We start from the raw sequence: 16,974 nt of genomic DNA, 5'->3' as shown, positions 1-16,974 counted from the left end.
GCTGCTCGCAACTCTCTGCCCCCTTGTGAATATTAACCTTAACAAATGGTTTACATTGCACTGGACCGGCAAGCGCTGGGATAGTGTCCGTAGTTCAATGTATTCGCAACGGAGCGGTTCGGTGAGAACTGGCTTGCTGATCATCCTGATGATGTTTTTCGCCGGCTTGGCGCTCGACATAGCGTCGCTGACGGTAGCCATCGTCGCCGTTGTTCTGGCCGACCGGGCGATCTACCCGCTCATCAGTGGCTGGGCAGAGGGGAGAGGCGCATGAAGTGGCTGATGATCTTCTGGGGCGGCCCCGTGCTGCTGCTGACCGGCTGGTACGGACTTTCCTATCACGACATGAGCTTCGGCATCTTCATGCTGACGCGCGAGGCGCACGACCTGGTTTTCCGGGTCTATGGCCGTGTTTTAGGGATTCCGCCCGAGACGATTCCGCCGCTGGTGGCGCGGGCAATGGTCGTCGACACCTTTGTGCTCTTCGGGCTCGTCGCACTCAGGAAGCGCCGGCAGATCATCGCTTGGTATCGGCAGCGGTTCGGCTCGCCGGCGGCTCATACCAACGGCGGAATCTGACCGCTCCATGGGTGGGGTGGACCGGTCGATCGGATTTCTCCGCTGTAGGTTTCAGTCGGCGGCCGCGCCATTCTTCGCGAGCGTGGCCAACCTATCGAGAGCGCCTTGAAGGATGAAGGAGGCGGCTGCCGAGTCGATCCGTTCGGCGCGCTTCTTTCGCGAGACGTCCATTTCTATGAGGGCCCGTTCGGCCGCAACTGTCGAAAGCCGCTCGTCCCAGAGCACGAATGGAATGTCCGTCTTTTCGCCCATATTGCGCACGAAGGCGCGTGTCGCCTGGCAGCGCGGCCCCTCGCTCCCGTCCATGTTGACCGGCAGTCCGATAACGAAGGCCGCGATCTTCTCCTTCTCCGCAAGCGCCAGCAGCGCCGCCGCATCGATACCGAACTTTGCGCGCCGGATGACCTCGCGCGGGGTGGCGAAGCGCCGGCCGAGATCGGAAACGGAGATACCGATCGTCTTCGTGCCGAGGTCGAGGCCGGCGATCGCTTGATGCGGCGGCAGCCGCGCCGCGAGTTCTTCGATGGTGAGAATTGCCATAGGATATGCCGATTCGATCTTTCCACTTCGTTGGTTTGATCCATATGCTTGTCTGTCAGATAAAGCGATCACGTTTATGGTTCCGGCTGCCGCACAGTCGTGATCCGAGGGAGAGTGTCATGAAGATCAAATGGCTGGGCCACTCCGCCTTCCACCTCGAAACCGCGAAGGCGAAAATCCTGATCGATCCATTCTTCACCGGCAACCCGGCCTTCCGCGAAAGCGAGCGCAAGGCGGCAACCGCGGGGCTCACCCACATCCTGCTCACCCACGGCCATGGCGACCATGTCGGAGACACCGTGGCGATTGCCAAGGAAACGGGCGCCACGGTGGTCGCCAATTTCGATCTCTGCATGTGGCTCGGTCGGCACGGCATCTCGAATATGGAGCCCGGCAATACCGGTGGCACGATCCACCTCGGCGCCTTCTCGGCAACATTCGTCAATGCGCTCCATTCCTCGGCGCAGATCACGGAGGACGGCGTCTCCCATTCGCTCGGCAACGCCAACGGGCTCGTGCTGCATTTCGACGACGAGCCGACGGTCTATCATATGGGCGACACCGACATCTTCTCGGACATGGCGATCATTCAGGAATTGCATGAGCCGGCTATCGGAATCGTGCCGATCGGCGACCGGTTCACCATGGGCGGGGCCGTGGCGGCACTTGCTTGCCAGCGCTATTTCAAGTTCCAGACCGCGATTCCTTGCCACTACGGCTCCTTCCCGATCGTCGACCAGACGCCGGAGACTTTCGTCACCGGCATGGATGGAGCTTCGACGCTGGTCGCCACGCCCGAGGTCGGCGGCATCGTGGCAGCCTGACGGCCGGCGATCTCCGACGTGAGACCGGTTAGCGACATTCCCCCGTTGCACAGCATTGAACTCGCCTTTATAGCGGGGGAACTCTCGATAGACCGGAGACGATCATGTCCGTAGACCTTGCCACCGTGAAGCGCGTCGCGCACCTTTCCCGCATCGCCCTCACCGAAGAGGAAGCCGAACGGATGACGAGCGAGCTCAACGGCATCCTCGGCTTCGTCGAGCAGCTTTCGGAAGTGAACGTCGACGGTGTCGAGCCGATGACATCCGTGATGCCGATGCAGATGAAGAAGCGCGAAGACACCGTCATGGACGGCGACAAGGCGACCGATATCGTTGCCAACGCACCGAACTCGGATCGGGGTTTCTTCCTCGTCCCGAAGGTGGTCGAATAAACGTCCTTCCCGCCCCCGACGCCAGTTTTTAAAAAAGTCCGATTGCACCATGACCGACCTTACGAGCCTGACGATCGCCGAAGCGCGCGCGAAGCTTTCCGCCAAGGAAATCACAGCGGTTGAACTGACCGATGCCTATATCGCCGCGATCGAGGCAGCCAACGAAAGAATCAATGCCTATATCACCGTGACGCCGGAGAAGGCACGCGAGATGGCCAAAGCCTCAGATGCCCGCATTGCCGAAAGCAGGGCCCGGCCGCTCGAGGGAATTCCGCTTGGGATCAAGGATCTCTTTGCGACCGAGGGCGTCCATACTCAGGCCTGCAGTCACGTTCTCGACGGCTTCAAGCCGCGCTACGAATCGACCGTGACGCAGAACCTCTGGAACGACGGCGCAGTGATGCTCGGCAAGCTGAACATGGACGAGTTCGCGATGGGTTCGTCCAACGAGACTTCCTATTACGGTGTCGTGAAGAACCCGTGGCGCGCCCGGGGCTCCAACCTCGATCTCGTGCCGGGCGGTTCGTCGGGCGGTTCGGCGGCCGCGGTTGCTGCGCATCTTTGCGCCGGCGCAACAGCGACCGACACCGGCGGTTCCATCCGCCAGCCAGCGGCTTTCACCGGTACCGTCGGCATCAAGCCGACCTATGGTCGCTGCTCGCGCTGGGGCATCGCCGCCTTCGCCTCGTCGCTCGACCAAGCCGGCCCGATCGCTCGCGACGTGCGCGACGCGGCGATCCTGTTGGGGTCGATGGCAAGCGTCGACCCCAAGGACACGACCTCCGTAGACCTGCCGGTTCCGGACTACGAGGCTTCGATCGGCCAGTCGATCAAGGGCATGAAGATCGGCATACCGAAGGAATACCGGGTCGACGGCATGCCGGAGGAGATCGAGGCGCTCTGGCAGCAAGGCGTCGCCTGGCTTAGGGACGCCGGCGCCGAGATCGTCGATATCTCGCTGCCGCACACCAAATACGCATTGCCTGCCTATTACATCGTCGCGCCGGCCGAGGCTTCTTCCAACCTCGCGCGCTACGATGGCGTGCGCTACGGCTTGCGCGTCGATGGCAAGGATATCGTCGACATGTATGAAAAGACGCGTGCCGCCGGCTTCGGCCGCGAGGTCAAGCGCCGCATCATGATCGGCACCTATGTGCTCTCGGCCGGCTACTACGACGCCTATTATCTGCGCGCGCAGAAGGTCCGCACCCTGATCAAGCGCGACTTCGAACTCGCCTTCCAGGCGGGCGTCGACGCGATCCTGACGCCTGCGACACCGTCCTCCGCCTTCGGCATCGCCGACGAGGACCTCGCCTCCGATCCGGTCAAGATGTATCTGAACGATATCTTCACGGTGACCGTCAACATGGCGGGGCTGCCGGGCATCGCCGTGCCAGGCGGGCTCGACCACAAGGGCCTGCCGCTTGGCCTGCAGCTGATCGGCAAGCCCTTTGAGGAGGAAACGCTCTTCAAGACCGCTCACATCATCGAGCAGGCCGCGGGACGCTTCACGCCGTCCAAGTGGTGGTAACCGGGCCCTCGCCGGCTGGTGGTCAAGCCATGGACGGTATGATGTAGTGAAGCGGCAAGGGGTTTCGCTTCATGGTTGTGATTCGCCACGCACGCCAGAATGAGATCGGCCTTCTCCTAGAGATTGGGTTGAGCGCTTGGGAGAACGCTACCGCCGGCATCGGCGACGTTGCAGCAATGCGTGGTCCGGCAAGACGCGCCTTCGACGATTTCCTGACGAGCCATTGGCTTTCCGTAATCCTGGTGGAGAACGAGAAGCGCGTCTGCGGCTGGGCCGCCCGCGAAGGTCTCGACGGCATCATCTCCGACCTCTGGATCGATCCGGAAGCACAGGGCAGGGGTCTTGGTGCTGCCCTGCTTGCCGACGTCGAGAGGCGCATCGCCGCCGATGGCTTCGACGTCGCAAGTGCAAAAACCCACGCCCAGAACACCGCCGCAGTCGCCTTCTTTGAGCGCGCCGGTTATCGGGTGACGTGGCTTTCGACGGCCTATTCGCAAAGGCTCGACCGCGATGTCGAATTCATCGGCCTCGCCAAGGAGCTTGGGGAGGTGGAAAGGTGACGGGTTCCCTCCGGGCCTGAACAGGATGGTCCTTCGGGCCGAACGCCGGGGGATCTCCGGCGTTCGGTTCGTGAATGGCGTGTCGGCGGCTCAGCGGTTGTCGAGTTCCGAGCGAACGAGTCTGAGGCCGTGCTCGGTGATCCGATAGGGTCTGCCGGAGGCCGATTTGATCGCCCGCTTCCGCTTCAGCTTGCGAAAAAGCATGAGATCAATGCCGGGATAGACCCAGCCGTCGCGTGTGAAACAGCGGATCTCGGCAATCGCCTTGCCGTCGCGGATGATCTCGATGCGGCCGCCCTGGGCCAAATAATGAAGGATGCGCTGTTCTGCGCGCGAAATGTCCATGAGTAGAGTGTTCCGGAATGGCGTTCGTCAGAACGCAAGAAAACGTTCCGTTCTTCGCAGGAAGGACGGGGCTCACGTTTCCGGCCCGTGCTCGCGATTCTGAAGAATGCGGGCAGGGCCCTCACCGGGACTCAGACTGATTGAACATCAAGGCTCCATTCGGATTTCCGATTTTCTACCCAGCTGGCGCTGGAACGTCAAGGTTGCAAGGACCGGTCCCGGGCAGGCGCGGCGCGCCTCACAAGCCTTGCACCGCAGGACCAATTGCTCTACCGAGAAACCTCGAATTCAGGCTTCAGAGAAGAGCATGATATGAGCATCGTCGACGTCCGCACCCCCGATCCAAAACGTTTCATTCCCGGCGCCACCGGCGACTGGGAGGTGATCATCGGCATGGAGGTCCATGCCCAGGTGCTGAGCAATTCGAAGCTGTTCTCGGGGGCATCGACCGAATTCGGCAATGCGCCGAACGCCAATGTTTCGCTCGTCGACGCGGCCATGCCCGGCATGCTGCCGGTCATCAACGAGGAATGCGTGCGGCAGGCAGTACGCACCGGTCTCGGCCTCAAGGCCAAGATCAACCACCGCTCGATCTTCGATCGGAAGAACTATTTCTATCCGGATTTGCCGCAGGGCTATCAGATCTCGCAATACAAGGATCCGATCGTCGGCGAGGGCAAGATCATCATCTCCATCGGGCCCGACCGCCAGGGCCAGTTCGAGGATGTGGAAATCGGCATCGAGCGCCTGCACCTTGAACAGGACGCCGGAAAATCGATGCACGATCAGCACCCTTCGATGTCCTATGTCGACCTCAACCGCTCGGGCGTGGCGCTGATGGAGATCGTGTCGAAGCCCGACATCCGCTCATCCGACGAGGCGAAAGCCTACCTCACCAAGTTGCGCTCGATCCTGCGCTACCTCGGCACCTGCGACGGCAATATGGACGAGGGCTCGATGCGGGCCGACGTCAACGTTTCGGTCCGCCGCCCGGGCGAGGCGTTCGGCACGCGTTGCGAGATCAAGAACGTCAACTCGATCCGCTTCGTCGGGCAGGCGATAGAATACGAAGCCCGTCGCCAGATAGCGATCCTCGAGGATGGCGGCGTCGTCGATCAGGAGACGCGTTTGTTCGATCCGAACAAGGGCGAGACACGCTCGATGCGTTCGAAGGAGGAAGCGCACGACTACCGCTACTTCCCCGACCCCGATCTCCTGCCGCTGGAATTCGACGACGCTTTCGTCGAGGCGCTAACGGCAGATCTTCCGGAGCTGCCGGACGACAAGAAGGAGCGTTTCGTCCGCGACCTCGGCCTCTCGATCTATGACGCTTCCGTCCTCGTTTCGGAAAAGGCGATCGCCGATTACTTCGAAGCGGTGGCCGAGGGCCGCGACGGCAAGATCACAGCCAACTGGGTGATCAACGATCTGCTTGGCGCCTTGAACAAGGCCGGCAAGAGCATTGAGGAGACTCCGGTGTCTCCCGCGCAGCTAGGTGGTGTCATCGACCTCATCAAGGACGGAACGATCTCCGGCAAGATCGCCAAGGATCTCTTCGAGATCCTGTGGAACGAGGGCGGCGATCCGGCGGAGATCGTCGAAAGCCGCGGCATGAAGCAGGTCACCGACACCGGCGCCATCGAAAAGGCTGTCGACGAGATCATCGCCGCCAATCCGGACCAGGTGGAAAAAGCCAAGGCGAAGCCTTCGCTCGCGGGCTGGTTCGTGGGCCAGGTGATGAAGGCGACCGGCGGCAAGGCGAACCCACAGGCGGTCCAGGCCCTCGTCAAGGCCAAGCTCGGCCTCGAAGAGTGACGATGTTCTTCGTGCGCACGGCGAGCGAGCGCGATCTCGAGCAGATCCGCGCCCTGCTCGTCGAGACCTGGCATGCGACATACGATACATTTTATGGCGCCGAGAAGGTCGACGAGCTCACCGCCAGATGGCACTCCGTCGAGGCATTGAAGGCCAGGTTGAGGCGCGAGAACGCGGAGTTCGTCGTTGCAGATAGCGGCAGCGAGATCGCCGGAATGGGCTTCGCGGCCATGTCGGACGCGCTTGAGAAGACGGTCATCCTCCACCAGCTCTACGTCTTGCCGAAGTATCAGCGCCAAGGCGTCGGCCGCGATATGTTCGCCGAGCTCGAAACCTGCTTTCCCGATGCCGAGCACATGCGCGTCGAAGTCGAGCCACAGAATTTGCATGCGCTTGCCTTCTACCGGGCGCACGGATTTTCTGAGGTTGCAAGCACCGCCCATTGCGGCGGCGAGCAATCCGGCATACCGGCGCTAGTGCTCGAGAAGCGTCTTTCCTGAGTTGTTCCCGAGGCCGTAGTGCCACCCCTCAATGCCAGTCCGCAATGGCGCGCTGGCGATTGATGTGGCAGGCAGTGCGAGGCCAGTGTGAGGGGCTCTTTCGAGCGCAGCTACTTCGTGTCTCAAGGCGCAGGTGAAATGAACCTGAGCCGGTTGGAATCACTGGACAAGGCGGGAGTGGCACGGCATAAGCGGTGCGAGATGTTGATGTCCGGCTGTCCCATCGCCGGTGAAGGACGACGCCTATGAAGCTCCTGCTGCAGATTTTCACCTGGTGGAACGGACAGACGATCGGTACGCGCTTTCACACCTGGCGCCATGGCCAGCGCGTCGGGGAAGACGAGTTCGGCAATGTCTATTACCAGGGCGGCAAGGACTCCGAGGGCCGGACCCGCCGTTGGGTTATTTACAACGGTCCTGCCGAAGCCTCGGCCATTCCGCCCGGCTGGCATGGCTGGATGCATCATCGCACCGACATTGCTCCTGCTGACGACAATTATGTTCCGCGCGAGTGGCAGAAGCCGCATCGCCCGAACCTGACCGGCACTCCCCAAGCCTACCGGCCGAGAGGTTCTCTCGCACGCGCCGGCGAGCGCCCGCGCGTGACCGGTGACTACGACGCGTGGACGCCGCGTTCTTAAAAATCGAGGCAGGCTCAACCGCATCGCTCTCCACCTCGAGAGCCGACCACGGCGCAGCCACAATTCATGTCTAGCGCTTGGTAGCAGGATAACAGCGAGCACGCGGGGAATGGCGGGAATGGCAGAGTTCAGTCTGCGCGGTTTGATCGGTCGTCTGGCTCGGCCGGCAGGACTTGGGTTGCTCCTGGCTTTGCCGCTAATTTCGACTACCGCCCCGGCGGGCGCCACGCGCCTCTCCAACGCCGTCGCTGTCTTTTCCGGCATTGACAAGATCACCGGCCGCATCACAACCTTCGACGTCTATATCGGCGAGACGGTGCAATTCGGGGCGCTGCAGGTCACGCCCCGCGTCTGCCACAGCCGAGACGAAACCGAGGCGCCGAAGACGACCACCTTCGTCGAGGTCGACGAGATCACCCTCGACCGCAAGATCCGGCGCATCTTCACCGGCTGGATGTTCGCCGATAGCCCCGGCCTCAATGCGGTGGAGCACCCCGTCTATGACGTCTGGCTGCAATCCTGCAAGACGACGTCCGAAGTGCCGCCACCGGACACCGCAGCGAAACAGTGATTTCGCTAGGGGCTTGCATGCGACCCCCCCCACTTTACCGTCCTACTAGCCTAAAAATCCAGATTTGGTGAAGCGATCGCCTTGGCGAGCAGAAGGTCGTATTCCGCTTTTGGCACGTCGATCGCGCCGAAGGCCTTCAGGTGCTCGGTGGTAAATTGCGTATCGAGCAGCTGGAAGCCTCTGGCGCGTAGCCGTTCGACGAGATGGACGAGGCAGATCTTCGAGGCGTCCCGTCGCAGCGAGAACATGCTCTCGCCAAAAAAGGCGGCGCCAAGCGAGACGCCGTAGAGGCCGCCGACGAGCTTGTCGCCTTCCCAAGCCTCGACGCTGTGGGCATAGCCCATCCTGTAGAGCGCGGCATAGAGCCCGCGGATCTTATGGTTGATCCAGGTCGTCGGCCGACCCGGCGCCGGTCGCGCACACCCTTCGACAACCGCTTCGAATGCGGTATCGCAGCGAATTTCAAAAGGGCGCCTGCGCATTGTCTTGGCAAGACTGCGCGAAACGTGGAAACGGTCCAGCGGTATGACGCCGCGGATTTCAGGCTCGACCCAGAAGAGTTCCGGGTCGTTGGCGGAATCGGCCATCGGGAACAGACCGATGGAATAGGCGCGCAACAACATTTCCGGGGTAATTTCCGGTTCTCTGCTGCGCGACCCCTTCAATGCCGTACCCTATGCCGATGTTGCGGCGAGATGATGCTCGAGCCAGTGGATGTCATAGTCGCCGTTGGCGATATCCTGATTGTTGATCAATTCCTGGAACAGCGGCAAGGTCGTCTTTATGCCGTCGATGACAAATTCGTCCAGCACGCGGCGCAAGCGCATCATGCATTCGACCCGTGTGCGCCCGTGCACGATCAGCTTGCCGATCAGGCTGTCGTAGTAGGGCGGAATTCGGTAGCCCTGATAGGCGCCGCTATCGACGCGCACGCCGAGGCCGCCGGGCGCGTGGAAATGGGTGATCGTGCCCGGGGAGGGGACGAAAGTGCGCGGATCCTCGGCATTGATGCGGCATTCGATGGCGTGGCCGGAGAAGACGATGTCTTCCTGCTTGGCCGACAGACCGGCGCCAGAAGCGACGCGAATCTGCTCGTGCACGAGGTCGATTCCGGTGATCGCTTCGGTAATCGGGTGCTCCACCTGCAGGCGCGTGTTCATTTCGATGAAATAGAACTCACCGTTCTCGTAGAGGAACTCGATCGTGCCGGCGCCGCGATACTTCATTTTCTTCATCGCGTCCGCGCAGACCTGGCCGATCTTCATGCGCTGATCGACGTTGAGTGCCGGAGAGTTGGCTTCTTCCCAGACTTTTTGGTGGCGGCGCTGGAGCGAGCAGTCGCGTTCACCAAGGTGGATCGCATTGCCTGCGCCATCGCCGACCACCTGGATCTCGATGTGACGCGGTTTTGTGAGGAACTTCTCCATGTAGACGGCATCGTTGCCGAAGGCAGCCGCCGCTTCGGCGCGCGCCGTCGCGACGGCGTTTTCCAGATCCGCCTCGGTCCTGGCCACCTTCATGCCGCGGCCGCCGCCGCCGGCGGTCGCCTTTATGAGGACCGGAAAGCCGATCTTGCGGGCGACCTTGAGCGCATCTTCGGGCTTGACCTCTCCATGGGAGCCGGGAACGACGGGGATGCCGAGCTCTTCCGCCGTCTTTTTGGCGGTGATCTTGTCGCCCATGAGGCGGATATGCTCCGCCGTCGGCCCGATGAAGGTGATGCCGTGTGCATCCAGGATGTCGGCGAATTTGGCGTTTTCAGACAGGAAGCCATAGCCCGGATGAACCGCATCGGCGCCGGTGATCTCGCAGGCGGCGACGATCTGGTGGATGTTCAGATAACTTTCGCGAGAGGGAGGCGGGCCGATGCAGACGCTTTCGTCCGCGAGCCGGACGTGCATGGCATCGCTGTCGGCGGTCGAATGGACCGCAACGGTGGCGATGCCGAGTTCCTTGCAGGCGCGCAGCACTCGGAGCGCGATTTCGCCGCGATTGGCAATGAGAATTTTCGAAATCATCCGCCCCGCCTTATTCGATCACGATCAGGGGTTCACCGTATTCGACCGGGGCCGCGTCCTGCACGAGAATTTCGGTCACCTTGCCGGCGCGGGGCGCGGGGATCTGGTTCATCGTCTTCATCGCTTCGATGATCAGGATCGTCTGGCCTTCCTTGACCGTCGCGCCGACCTCGATGAAGGGGCGGGCGCCGGGAGCGGGGGCGAGATAGGCGGTGCCGACCATCGGAGCGGTGATGGCGTTCTTGGCGTTATGGCCTGCCTCGACGGCTGCCGGTGCGGGCGCGCCGGGCAAGGGCGCTGCAGCGGCTGCAGGTGGGACCTGGTAAGTGGGCATCGCAGGCATGGACATCGCGACCGGCGTGCCATTCCGCGAAACGCGGATGCGCAGGTCTTCCTGTTCCACTTCGATCTCGGTCAGGTCGGTCTCCTTGAGGATATTGGCGAGATCGCGGATCAGCGCCTGATCGATACCGGATTTCTTTTCAGCCATGGGATATGAGCCTCGTGTTCTTCTTATTTCGACTTGTCTGTCAGGTTCTTTAGCGCATGCAGCGCAAGAATGTAACTCTGCGCTCCGAAGCCGCAGATTACGCCCTTGACCGCTGGCGCGATCATCGACTTGTGGCGGAATTCTTCGCGTGCATGAATGTTCGAAAGATGCAGTTCCACGACGGGGACAGCGATCGCGCGAATGGCATCGTGCATAGCGATCGACGTATGCCCGTAGGCGCCGGGATTGACTGCGACGCCGGCTGCCTTCTCACCGGCTTCGTGCAGCCAGTCGACCAGCACGCCCTCATGGTTCGACTGGCGGAAGTCGACTTCAAAACCAAGCGCCTGGCCTTGCGCCTTGCACATGGCCTCGATGTCAGCCAGCGTCTGGCCGCCGTAGATGCCCGGCTCGCGCTTGCCGAGGGCGTTCAAATTTGGGCCGTTCAGCACGAAGATGGTCGAGGACATAAGGTATTCCGGTCGATAATGTAGGGTTACCTATAGACCGACGGTTCCGCGAGGGAAAGCCCCCAGGCAAGCCCGGCGATTTGTCCACAAGTCGCGGAGCTTTCGGGTCGATTGAAGGGAGGAACGGGTCAGCAGGTGGCCTTGCCGCACTGACGCATGTTGGCAACCTTGGTCGTCAGCTCGCCGGCGCCCACGGCTCCGAAGACCGCCTCATTGCCAATCACGTAGGAGGGCGTGCCCGTGACGCCGAGATCGTTTGCGAGCAAATAGGCCTCACGTACCGCCGCATCCTGCGGATCGTCTTCCATCTTCTCTCGCAACTGCTCTTCGCCGACGCCGAGCTTGACGGCGACGGCGATTGCCGTTTCCTCCGTCGCGCGATCCTCACCACCCAGGAGTGCCCGATGGAAGTCGCCGTATTTTTCCGGTGCGATCGCGCGGAACGCGGCGCTCACCTTGTGCGCGGCCAGAGAGTCGGGACCGAGGATCGGAAGCTCCTTGAGCACGAAGCGGACGTTGTCGTCCTTGGCGAGGATCTGGTCCATATCGGAGAGCGCGCGTTTGCAGTAGCCGCAATTGTAGTCGAAAAATTCGACGATCGTGACGTCGCCCTTGGGATTGCCGAGGACGACGTCATGGGCGGAGTTGAAGATCGCCTTTTCGTTGCCGGCGATCGCAGCCGCAGCCGCCTCCTGCTGCTTGGCCCGCTGCTTGGCGGCGAGGGCCTCCTGTACCTCCAGGAGGATTTCCGGGTTGGCGAGCAGGTATTCCTTAACGAAAGCGCCCAGTTCCTCCTTGTCTTTCGCATCAAGGGCCGCTGCGGACTGGGGCAGGGTACCGGCTGCGAGCGCGACCAGCGTTCCGGCGGCAATCATCTTCTTCCTGAGTGTCATCTCTTCCTCATTGTCTTCCCTGCGCTGCCCATCGTTCCTTTCCGGTCGCGTCGATGCGTGTTCGAAAGACAACGATAATTCCCCGGCTTTGCCGGCTAGACGGGAGCATAGGGTGTGCGGCGGCGAAACGAAACGGCAAAATCGGCCGAATTGCGGCACTCGCACACTTGTGAAGCGCAAAACGATCGGGCAAAGGGGCAGGCATCAGAAGAGTTCGTGAGGATCGGCCATTGACACAGATGTCGAAACGCAGTGCGGTCGAACCGTTCCACGCAATGGATGTCCTGGCCGAAGCCACGCGGCGGCGCGAGGCCGGCCACCCGGTCATCTCGATGGCGGTCGGCCAACCGGTTCATCCCGCTCCGAAAGCGGCGCTCGAGGCGGCACGACGGGCGCTCGAGGATGGCCGCCTCGGCTATACGGATGCGCTCGGGACGCTATCCTTGAAGACGGCGATTGCCGAAGATTACCAAGGCCGGCACGGGCTAGTCATCGATCCGCAGCGCATTGCGGTCACTACCGGCTCGTCGGCGGGCTTCAATCTCGCCTTTCTGGCGCTCTTTGATCCGGGCGATTGCGTTGCGATTGCTCGTCCCGGGTACCCCGCCTACCGCAATATCATGGCGGCGCTCGGCCTGAGGGCGGTCGAGATCGAAGCGAATGCCGAGACCGGTTTCACCCTGACGCCCGAAAGCCTTGAGCGGGCGGCCGCAGAGGCCGGCAGACCGTTGCGCGGCGTGCTTCTCGCCAGCCCCGCCAACCCGACCGGGACCGTGACGGGCAGGGCGCGGTTGAAGTCGCTGGCGGAGTACTGCCGGGCGCAGTCGATCGCCTTCATTTCCGACGAGATCTACCACGGGCTGACGTTCGCCGGCGAGGAGGCGACCGCGCTCGAGGTTTCCGACGACGTCGTCGTGATCAATTCCTTTTCGAAATACTACTGTATGACGGGCTGGCGCATTGGTTGGATGGTCTTGCCCGAATCCCAGGTGCGCGCTTTCGAGCGCATCGCCCAAAGCCTCTACATTTCCCCGCCGGAGCTTTCGCAGATCGCCGCTGAAGCCGCGCTCGGCGCCCGGCAGGAACTCGATGGCTACAAGCGTTCCTATGCCGCCAATCGAGACCTGTTGCTGAAGCGCCTGCCGGAAATCGGTCTTTCGATCGCCTCCCCGATGGACGGCGCCTTCTATGCCTATGTGGACGTCAGCCGTTTCACCAATGACAGTATGGCCTTCGCACGTCGGATGCTGGCCGAGATCAATGTCGCAGCAACACCCGGGCACGATTTCGATCCGGTGGAGGGGCACCGCGCCATGCGCTTCTCCTATGCGGGCTCTGCGGAAGAGATGACAGAAGCGATGGACCGCATCGCTCGTTGGCTGAAGTAGCCGTCCTCCTGGGCGCCCCGGTCGACGCCGAGGACTTAGGCTCTTTTCGTGACAAACAGATCAAAAAAAAATGCCCGGGGCGCGCGCCCCGGGCTTTCGTTTCAGCAGGTCGAATCCCTCAGAAGAAACCGCGGCGCTGCCACCAGCCGCCCTTCTTCGGTTTGACGGACTCGCCTTCGCTGCCCTCGGGCTTGTTGGAGGTTACCACCGGTTCGGAGGCGATCGTCGTCAGGTCTCGATTTGCCCGTGCGGGTTTCGCGCCCTCGAGGTCTGCCGCTGCCTCCTCTACGAATGACGGAGCGGGGGCCTCTTCATCCGGTCTCGATTCGACCGTCTGTTCGGCCGTCGCGTCGGCGTTCTCTGCCGCGACGTCGGCTTTTGCCGTTTTCTTGCGGGCACGCTTCGGCTTTGCCGGTTTTTGTTCCTCCGCCGTTGCCGGGGCGGTCGTCGCGGAATCGCCATCCGTTCCCTCGACGGCCGCAATCGCAGCAACGTCGACGTCTGCGGCCTCAACGGACTCCTCTGCCTCTTCTACCCCAGCCTCAATCTCGGCTGCTTCTTCGGCTATGCCCTCTGCCTCTTCCGTCCGGCTGCGGCGGCCACCGCGCTTGCCGCGGCGGCGACGCTTGCGCTTCTGGTCGCCGTCGAGCGCCATGGCTTCGGAGTCCTGGGCATCGGCGTCCTGATCGTCGGCCTCGCCTTCGTCTTCGTCTTCGGCACCATTGGCCTCCTCGGCTGCGACGGCTGCTTCTCCGACGTCGGCCGCAAGTGCTTCGGCGCCCTGGCCCGCCGCCTTGCCGCGCCGGCGACGGCGACGCTTGCGTTTGCGTCCACCCTGATCGTCATTGGCTTGCGCCTTCGGTTGCTCCGGACGTTCGGCGGCTTCTTCGGCTTCCTCTCCGTCCAGATCCTCTTCGACGACGATGTCATCTTCTTCCGGTTCCGGCTCGAAGTGCAGGAGCTGTTCGATCTTGACCGGATTTTCCACCGGCTCACCGCGGTCTATCGCGAAGTGCTGCGCGCCGACATGGGCATCCGCCTCGACGATGATCGAAACGCCGAAGCGTTGTTCGTAGTCCCTGATCGTGCTCCGCTTGTGATTAAGTAGGTACAGCGCGATTTCCGGAACCGTCCGCACGTTGATATCATGCGTGGTGCTCTTCAGCAGATATTCCTCGATGCCGCGCAGCACGTGCAGCGCAACGGAAGATTGGGATCGAATGTGGCCCGTGCCGTTGCAATGCGGGCAGGTCTGCATCGTGCTTTCGAGTACCGAGGCACGGATGCGCTGGCGCGACATTTCAAGCAGGCCGAAATGCGAGATGCGGCCGACTTGGATACGGGCGCGGTCGTTCTTCAGGCAGTCCTTGAGCTTCTTCTCGACGGCGCGGTTGTTCCGCTTTTCCTCCATGTCGATGAAGTCGATGACGATCAGGCCGGCGAGGTCGCGCAGGCGCAACTGCCGCGCCACTTCCTCTGCGGCTTCGAGGTTGGTCTGGAGCGCCGTATCCTCGATCGAGTGCTCGCGCGTCGAGCGGCCGGAGTTCACGTCGATCGAGACGAGCGCTTCGGTCTGGTTGATGATGATGTAGCCGCCGGACTTCAGCGTCACCTGCGGCTGCAAAATGCGGTCGAGCTGCGCTTCGATGCCGGAGCGCGAGAAGATCGGGTGCACATCGCGATAGGGCTGCACGACCTTCGCGTGGCTCGGCATCAGCATCTTCATGAAGCTCTTGGCTTCACGGTAGCCTTCTTCGCCGGAAACGATGATCTCGTTGATGTCCTTGTTGTAGAGGTCGCGGATCGAGCGCTTGATCAGGCTGCCTTCCTCGTAAACGAGGCACGGCGCGGTCGAGTTCAACGTCAGCGTGCGGACGTTCTCCCAAAGTCGCATCAGATACTCGAAGTCGCGCTTGATTTCGACCTTTGTACGGTTCGCACCGGCCGTGCGCAGGATCACGCCCATGCCCTGCGGTACATCGAGGCCGCGGGCGATCTCCTTCAGACGCTTGCGATCCTGCAGATTTGTGATCTTACGGGAGATGCCGCCGCCGCGGGCGGTGTTCGGCATCAGCACCGAGTAGCGACCTGCGAGTGAAAGATAGGTCGTCAGCGCGGCGCCCTTGTTGCCGCGCTCTTCCTTGGCGACCTGAACCAGGAGGATCTGGCGGCGCTTGATGACTTCCTGGATGCGATATTGCTTGCGCGGCTTGCGGCTTTGTCGATCCGGAACCTCTTCCATCGCGTCTTCGGCGCCGACCGACTCGATTACTTCGTTCTCGCCGTCATGGTTGTCGTCGTCGTCCTCGTCACCGCGCCGGCGAGTATCGACCTCCTCTGAGATCGCATCGGTGTCGACCATGGCAGCCATCTCGCCGCCAGCCTGGCCTGCATCTTCGGAACCTTCCGTCTCGGCGGCCTCCTCGCTGGCCTTCGATTTCGTGCGGCGGGTGCGCTTCGGCTTCGCCTTGGCCTTCGGCTTTTCGGCGGCAGCTTCGGCAACGTCCTCTACCGGCTCGGCTGACTCTGCCGTTTCCGTCGCCACGACCGGCTCGGCTTTCGCCTCGGCAGCGGTCTGCCGCTCGGCTACGGGTTCGAGCGGCTCGCTCTCTTCCTCCCGGCGCGCCTCCTCGGCTTCTGCCTTCAGGAGCGCCTGACGATCGGCAAGCGGAATCTGGTAGTAGTCGGGGTGGATTTCGGCAAAGGCCAGAAAGCCATGGCGGTTGCCGCCGTAATCGACGAAGGCGGCCTGGAGCGAAGGCTCCACCCGGGTAACCTTCGCCAGGTAGATATTGCCGCGGATCTGCTTCTTGTGCTCCGATTCGAAATCGAATTCTTCTATGCGGTTCCCGCGAACGACAACGACGCGCGTCTCCTCTGAGTGGGACGCATCGATAAGCATTTTCTCTGCCATCTAAGCTGTGCTCCTCGGCGCAGGCGGACGGCAGACAGGATCGCTTCTAAAGGAAGCCTGCCCAAGACGTCGGAAGCTGCGCCGGATGTGATAGGTCCTGTTTGGCGCAAGCGATGGTGCAGCAGCCAGACGGCAGCCGGAACGGTCACGTCCCGGGGCCTCTCTACTTCTGACCGATACTGCTGATTCACATCAAAGACCAAACAAGAATGCCAATGTCCTGGGCCTCCGAGAGGAGGCCCGATGAATACGCCCGCTTGCGGGCATCTCGGTGAAAATCACCATGAAGAACTCCGGCCACCGCCGGAAATTTGCGATCCAGAAGGAGGAAATGCGGCGACGGCGGATGAATACCTGCGGCCGCGGAAACACGACACGGTTGCAACCGGCTGTCCGGCTCGATCACTCCTGGCGCCAAGCTCGGGAAAGCTCCGGCTGCCCGGCCGACGATTCTATCCCGTCAACACTTTCTCCTTGTGACGCTTTTATGTTTTCTATGTCAC

At 62.0% G+C, this 16,974-nt stretch carries 19 protein-coding genes; 11 read left to right on the top strand and 8 right to left on the bottom strand.

Annotated features, from left to right (window positions below; translation table 11 throughout):
* Positions 1 to 121: 121 nt before the first annotated feature.
* Both J2Z31_RS28650 and J2Z31_RS28645 read left to right on the top strand, forming a co-directional pair.
* Complete coding sequence (locus J2Z31_RS28650) at positions 122 to 274, top strand: hypothetical protein (RefSeq protein ID WP_209607135.1); 153 nt, start codon at positions 122 to 124, stop codon at positions 272 to 274.
* Entirely contained in the window at positions 271 to 579 is a 309-nt protein-coding gene (locus tag J2Z31_RS28645; RefSeq protein ID WP_209607098.1) for a DUF6105 family protein, read from the top strand. Before J2Z31_RS28650 ends, J2Z31_RS28645 begins: the two co-directional genes overlap by 4 nt.
* A gap of 51 nt (positions 580 to 630) precedes the next feature.
* On the opposite strand, the gene ruvX is transcribed toward J2Z31_RS28645, so the two are convergent.
* Positions 631 to 1,119 (bottom strand): Holliday junction resolvase RuvX, encoded by a 489-nt coding sequence (gene ruvX / locus J2Z31_RS28640; RefSeq protein WP_209607096.1) that lies wholly within the window; start codon positions 1,117 to 1,119, stop codon positions 631 to 633.
* Between the two features lie 119 nt (positions 1,120 to 1,238).
* Here ruvX and J2Z31_RS28635 point away from each other — a divergent pair, with 119 nt between their 5' ends.
* The 4 genes from J2Z31_RS28635 to J2Z31_RS28620 all read left to right on the top strand — a co-directional run bounded on the left by J2Z31_RS28635 (position 1,239) and on the right by J2Z31_RS28620 (position 4,426).
* Entirely contained in the window at positions 1,239 to 1,943 is a 705-nt protein-coding gene (locus J2Z31_RS28635) for a metal-dependent hydrolase (protein ID WP_209607094.1), read from the top strand.
* Between the two features lie 104 nt (positions 1,944 to 2,047).
* On the top strand, positions 2,048 to 2,335 hold the full coding sequence (gene gatC / locus J2Z31_RS28630) for an Asp-tRNA(Asn)/Glu-tRNA(Gln) amidotransferase subunit GatC (protein ID WP_209607092.1): 288 nt from the start codon (positions 2,048 to 2,050) through the stop codon (positions 2,333 to 2,335).
* Between the two features lie 49 nt (positions 2,336 to 2,384).
* On the top strand, positions 2,385 to 3,866 hold the full coding sequence (gene gatA, locus J2Z31_RS28625; RefSeq protein ID WP_209607090.1) for an Asp-tRNA(Asn)/Glu-tRNA(Gln) amidotransferase subunit GatA: 1,482 nt from the start codon (positions 2,385 to 2,387) through the stop codon (positions 3,864 to 3,866).
* 71 nt (positions 3,867 to 3,937) lie between these two features.
* A complete protein-coding gene (locus tag J2Z31_RS28620) occupies positions 3,938 to 4,426 on the top strand; it encodes a GNAT family N-acetyltransferase (RefSeq protein WP_209607088.1) in 489 nt (162 codons plus the stop codon).
* A gap of 90 nt (positions 4,427 to 4,516) precedes the next feature.
* On the opposite strand, the gene J2Z31_RS28615 is transcribed toward J2Z31_RS28620, so the two are convergent.
* Entirely contained in the window at positions 4,517 to 4,771 is a 255-nt protein-coding gene (locus tag J2Z31_RS28615) for a YjhX family toxin (RefSeq protein ID WP_209607086.1), read from the bottom strand.
* A gap of 312 nt (positions 4,772 to 5,083) precedes the next feature.
* Between J2Z31_RS28615 and gatB the strand changes: the two genes are divergently transcribed.
* The 4 genes from gatB (at position 5,084) to J2Z31_RS28595 (ending at position 8,298) form a co-directional block, all read left to right on the top strand.
* Positions 5,084 to 6,586 carry an Asp-tRNA(Asn)/Glu-tRNA(Gln) amidotransferase subunit GatB gene (gene gatB, locus J2Z31_RS28610; protein ID WP_209607084.1) on the top strand — a complete coding sequence of 501 codons (1,503 nt, stop codon included), beginning with the start codon at positions 5,084 to 5,086 and terminating at the stop codon, positions 6,584 to 6,586.
* Between the two features lie 2 nt (positions 6,587 to 6,588).
* A complete protein-coding gene (locus J2Z31_RS28605) occupies positions 6,589 to 7,086 on the top strand; it encodes a GNAT family N-acetyltransferase (protein ID WP_209607082.1) in 498 nt (165 codons plus the stop codon).
* 245 nt (positions 7,087 to 7,331) lie between these two features.
* Entirely contained in the window at positions 7,332 to 7,727 is a 396-nt protein-coding gene (locus J2Z31_RS28600; RefSeq protein WP_209607080.1) for an NADH:ubiquinone oxidoreductase subunit NDUFA12, read from the top strand.
* A gap of 178 nt (positions 7,728 to 7,905) precedes the next feature.
* A complete protein-coding gene (locus tag J2Z31_RS28595; RefSeq protein WP_408022073.1) occupies positions 7,906 to 8,298 on the top strand; it encodes a DUF2155 domain-containing protein in 393 nt (130 codons plus the stop codon).
* 50 nt (positions 8,299 to 8,348) lie between these two features.
* On the opposite strand, the gene aat is transcribed toward J2Z31_RS28595, so the two are convergent.
* The 5 genes from aat to J2Z31_RS28570 all read right to left on the bottom strand — a co-directional run bounded on the left by aat (position 8,349) and on the right by J2Z31_RS28570 (position 12,169).
* On the bottom strand, positions 8,349 to 8,963 hold the full coding sequence (aat, locus tag J2Z31_RS28590; protein ID WP_209607077.1) for a leucyl/phenylalanyl-tRNA--protein transferase: 615 nt from the start codon (positions 8,961 to 8,963) through the stop codon (positions 8,349 to 8,351).
* Positions 8,964 to 8,972: 9 nt separating this feature from the next.
* On the bottom strand, positions 8,973 to 10,316 hold the full coding sequence (gene accC, locus J2Z31_RS28585; protein WP_209607075.1) for an acetyl-CoA carboxylase biotin carboxylase subunit: 1,344 nt from the start codon (positions 10,314 to 10,316) through the stop codon (positions 8,973 to 8,975).
* A gap of 10 nt (positions 10,317 to 10,326) precedes the next feature.
* A complete protein-coding gene (gene accB, locus J2Z31_RS28580) occupies positions 10,327 to 10,806 on the bottom strand; it encodes an acetyl-CoA carboxylase biotin carboxyl carrier protein (protein WP_209607073.1) in 480 nt (159 codons plus the stop codon).
* Positions 10,807 to 10,829: 23 nt separating this feature from the next.
* Positions 10,830 to 11,276, bottom strand: coding sequence for a type II 3-dehydroquinate dehydratase (gene aroQ / locus J2Z31_RS28575; protein WP_209607071.1), 447 nt, complete (start codon positions 11,274 to 11,276; stop codon positions 10,830 to 10,832).
* Positions 11,277 to 11,404: 128 nt separating this feature from the next.
* On the bottom strand, positions 11,405 to 12,169 hold the full coding sequence (locus J2Z31_RS28570; protein ID WP_209607069.1) for a DsbA family protein: 765 nt from the start codon (positions 12,167 to 12,169) through the stop codon (positions 11,405 to 11,407).
* 230 nt (positions 12,170 to 12,399) lie between these two features.
* Between J2Z31_RS28570 and J2Z31_RS28565 the strand changes: the two genes are divergently transcribed.
* Positions 12,400 to 13,557, top strand: coding sequence for a pyridoxal phosphate-dependent aminotransferase (locus J2Z31_RS28565; protein ID WP_209607067.1), 1,158 nt, complete (start codon positions 12,400 to 12,402; stop codon positions 13,555 to 13,557).
* A gap of 118 nt (positions 13,558 to 13,675) precedes the next feature.
* On the opposite strand, the gene J2Z31_RS28560 is transcribed toward J2Z31_RS28565, so the two are convergent.
* On the bottom strand, positions 13,676 to 16,471 hold the full coding sequence (locus J2Z31_RS28560; RefSeq protein WP_209607065.1) for an Rne/Rng family ribonuclease: 2,796 nt from the start codon (positions 16,469 to 16,471) through the stop codon (positions 13,676 to 13,678).
* Positions 16,472 to 16,974: the final 503 nt, after the last annotated feature.

It is taken from the genome of Sinorhizobium kostiense (genome assembly GCF_017874595.1).
Taxonomy (GTDB): domain Bacteria; phylum Pseudomonadota; class Alphaproteobacteria; order Rhizobiales; family Rhizobiaceae; genus Sinorhizobium; species Sinorhizobium kostiense.
This window is presented reverse-complemented; position numbering and strand designations above follow the sequence as displayed.

Excerpts from the sequence above, each read along its gene's own strand:
- J2Z31_RS28615 (WP_209607086.1), bottom strand. The coding sequence starts at position 4,771 with ATGGACATTTCGCGCGCAGAACAGCGCATCCTTCATTATTTGGCCCAG.
- J2Z31_RS28645 (WP_209607098.1), top strand. The coding sequence starts at position 271 with ATGAAGTGGCTGATGATCTTCTGGGGCGGCCCCGTGCTGCTGCTGACC.
- gatC (WP_209607092.1), top strand. The coding sequence starts at position 2,048 with ATGTCCGTAGACCTTGCCACCGTGAAGCGCGTCGCGCACCTTTCCCGC.
- J2Z31_RS28635 (WP_209607094.1), top strand. The coding sequence starts at position 1,239 with ATGAAGATCAAATGGCTGGGCCACTCCGCCTTCCACCTCGAAACCGCG.
- J2Z31_RS28570 (WP_209607069.1), bottom strand. The coding sequence starts at position 12,169 with ATGACACTCAGGAAGAAGATGATTGCCGCCGGAACGCTGGTCGCGCTC.
- J2Z31_RS28620 (WP_209607088.1), top strand. The coding sequence starts at position 3,938 with ATGGTTGTGATTCGCCACGCACGCCAGAATGAGATCGGCCTTCTCCTA.
- accC (WP_209607075.1), bottom strand. The coding sequence starts at position 10,316 with ATGATTTCGAAAATTCTCATTGCCAATCGCGGCGAAATCGCGCTCCGA.
- gatA (WP_209607090.1), top strand. The coding sequence starts at position 2,385 with ATGACCGACCTTACGAGCCTGACGATCGCCGAAGCGCGCGCGAAGCTT.
- gatB (WP_209607084.1), top strand. The coding sequence starts at position 5,084 with ATGAGCATCGTCGACGTCCGCACCCCCGATCCAAAACGTTTCATTCCC.
- accB (WP_209607073.1), bottom strand. The coding sequence starts at position 10,806 with ATGGCTGAAAAGAAATCCGGTATCGATCAGGCGCTGATCCGCGATCTC.
- J2Z31_RS28600 (WP_209607080.1), top strand. The coding sequence starts at position 7,332 with ATGAAGCTCCTGCTGCAGATTTTCACCTGGTGGAACGGACAGACGATC.
- J2Z31_RS28560 (WP_209607065.1), bottom strand. The coding sequence starts at position 16,471 with ATGGCAGAGAAAATGCTTATCGATGCGTCCCACTCAGAGGAGACGCGC.
- aroQ (WP_209607071.1), bottom strand. The coding sequence starts at position 11,276 with ATGTCCTCGACCATCTTCGTGCTGAACGGCCCAAATTTGAACGCCCTC.
- J2Z31_RS28605 (WP_209607082.1), top strand. The coding sequence starts at position 6,589 with ATGTTCTTCGTGCGCACGGCGAGCGAGCGCGATCTCGAGCAGATCCGC.
- ruvX (WP_209607096.1), bottom strand. The coding sequence starts at position 1,119 with ATGGCAATTCTCACCATCGAAGAACTCGCGGCGCGGCTGCCGCCGCAT.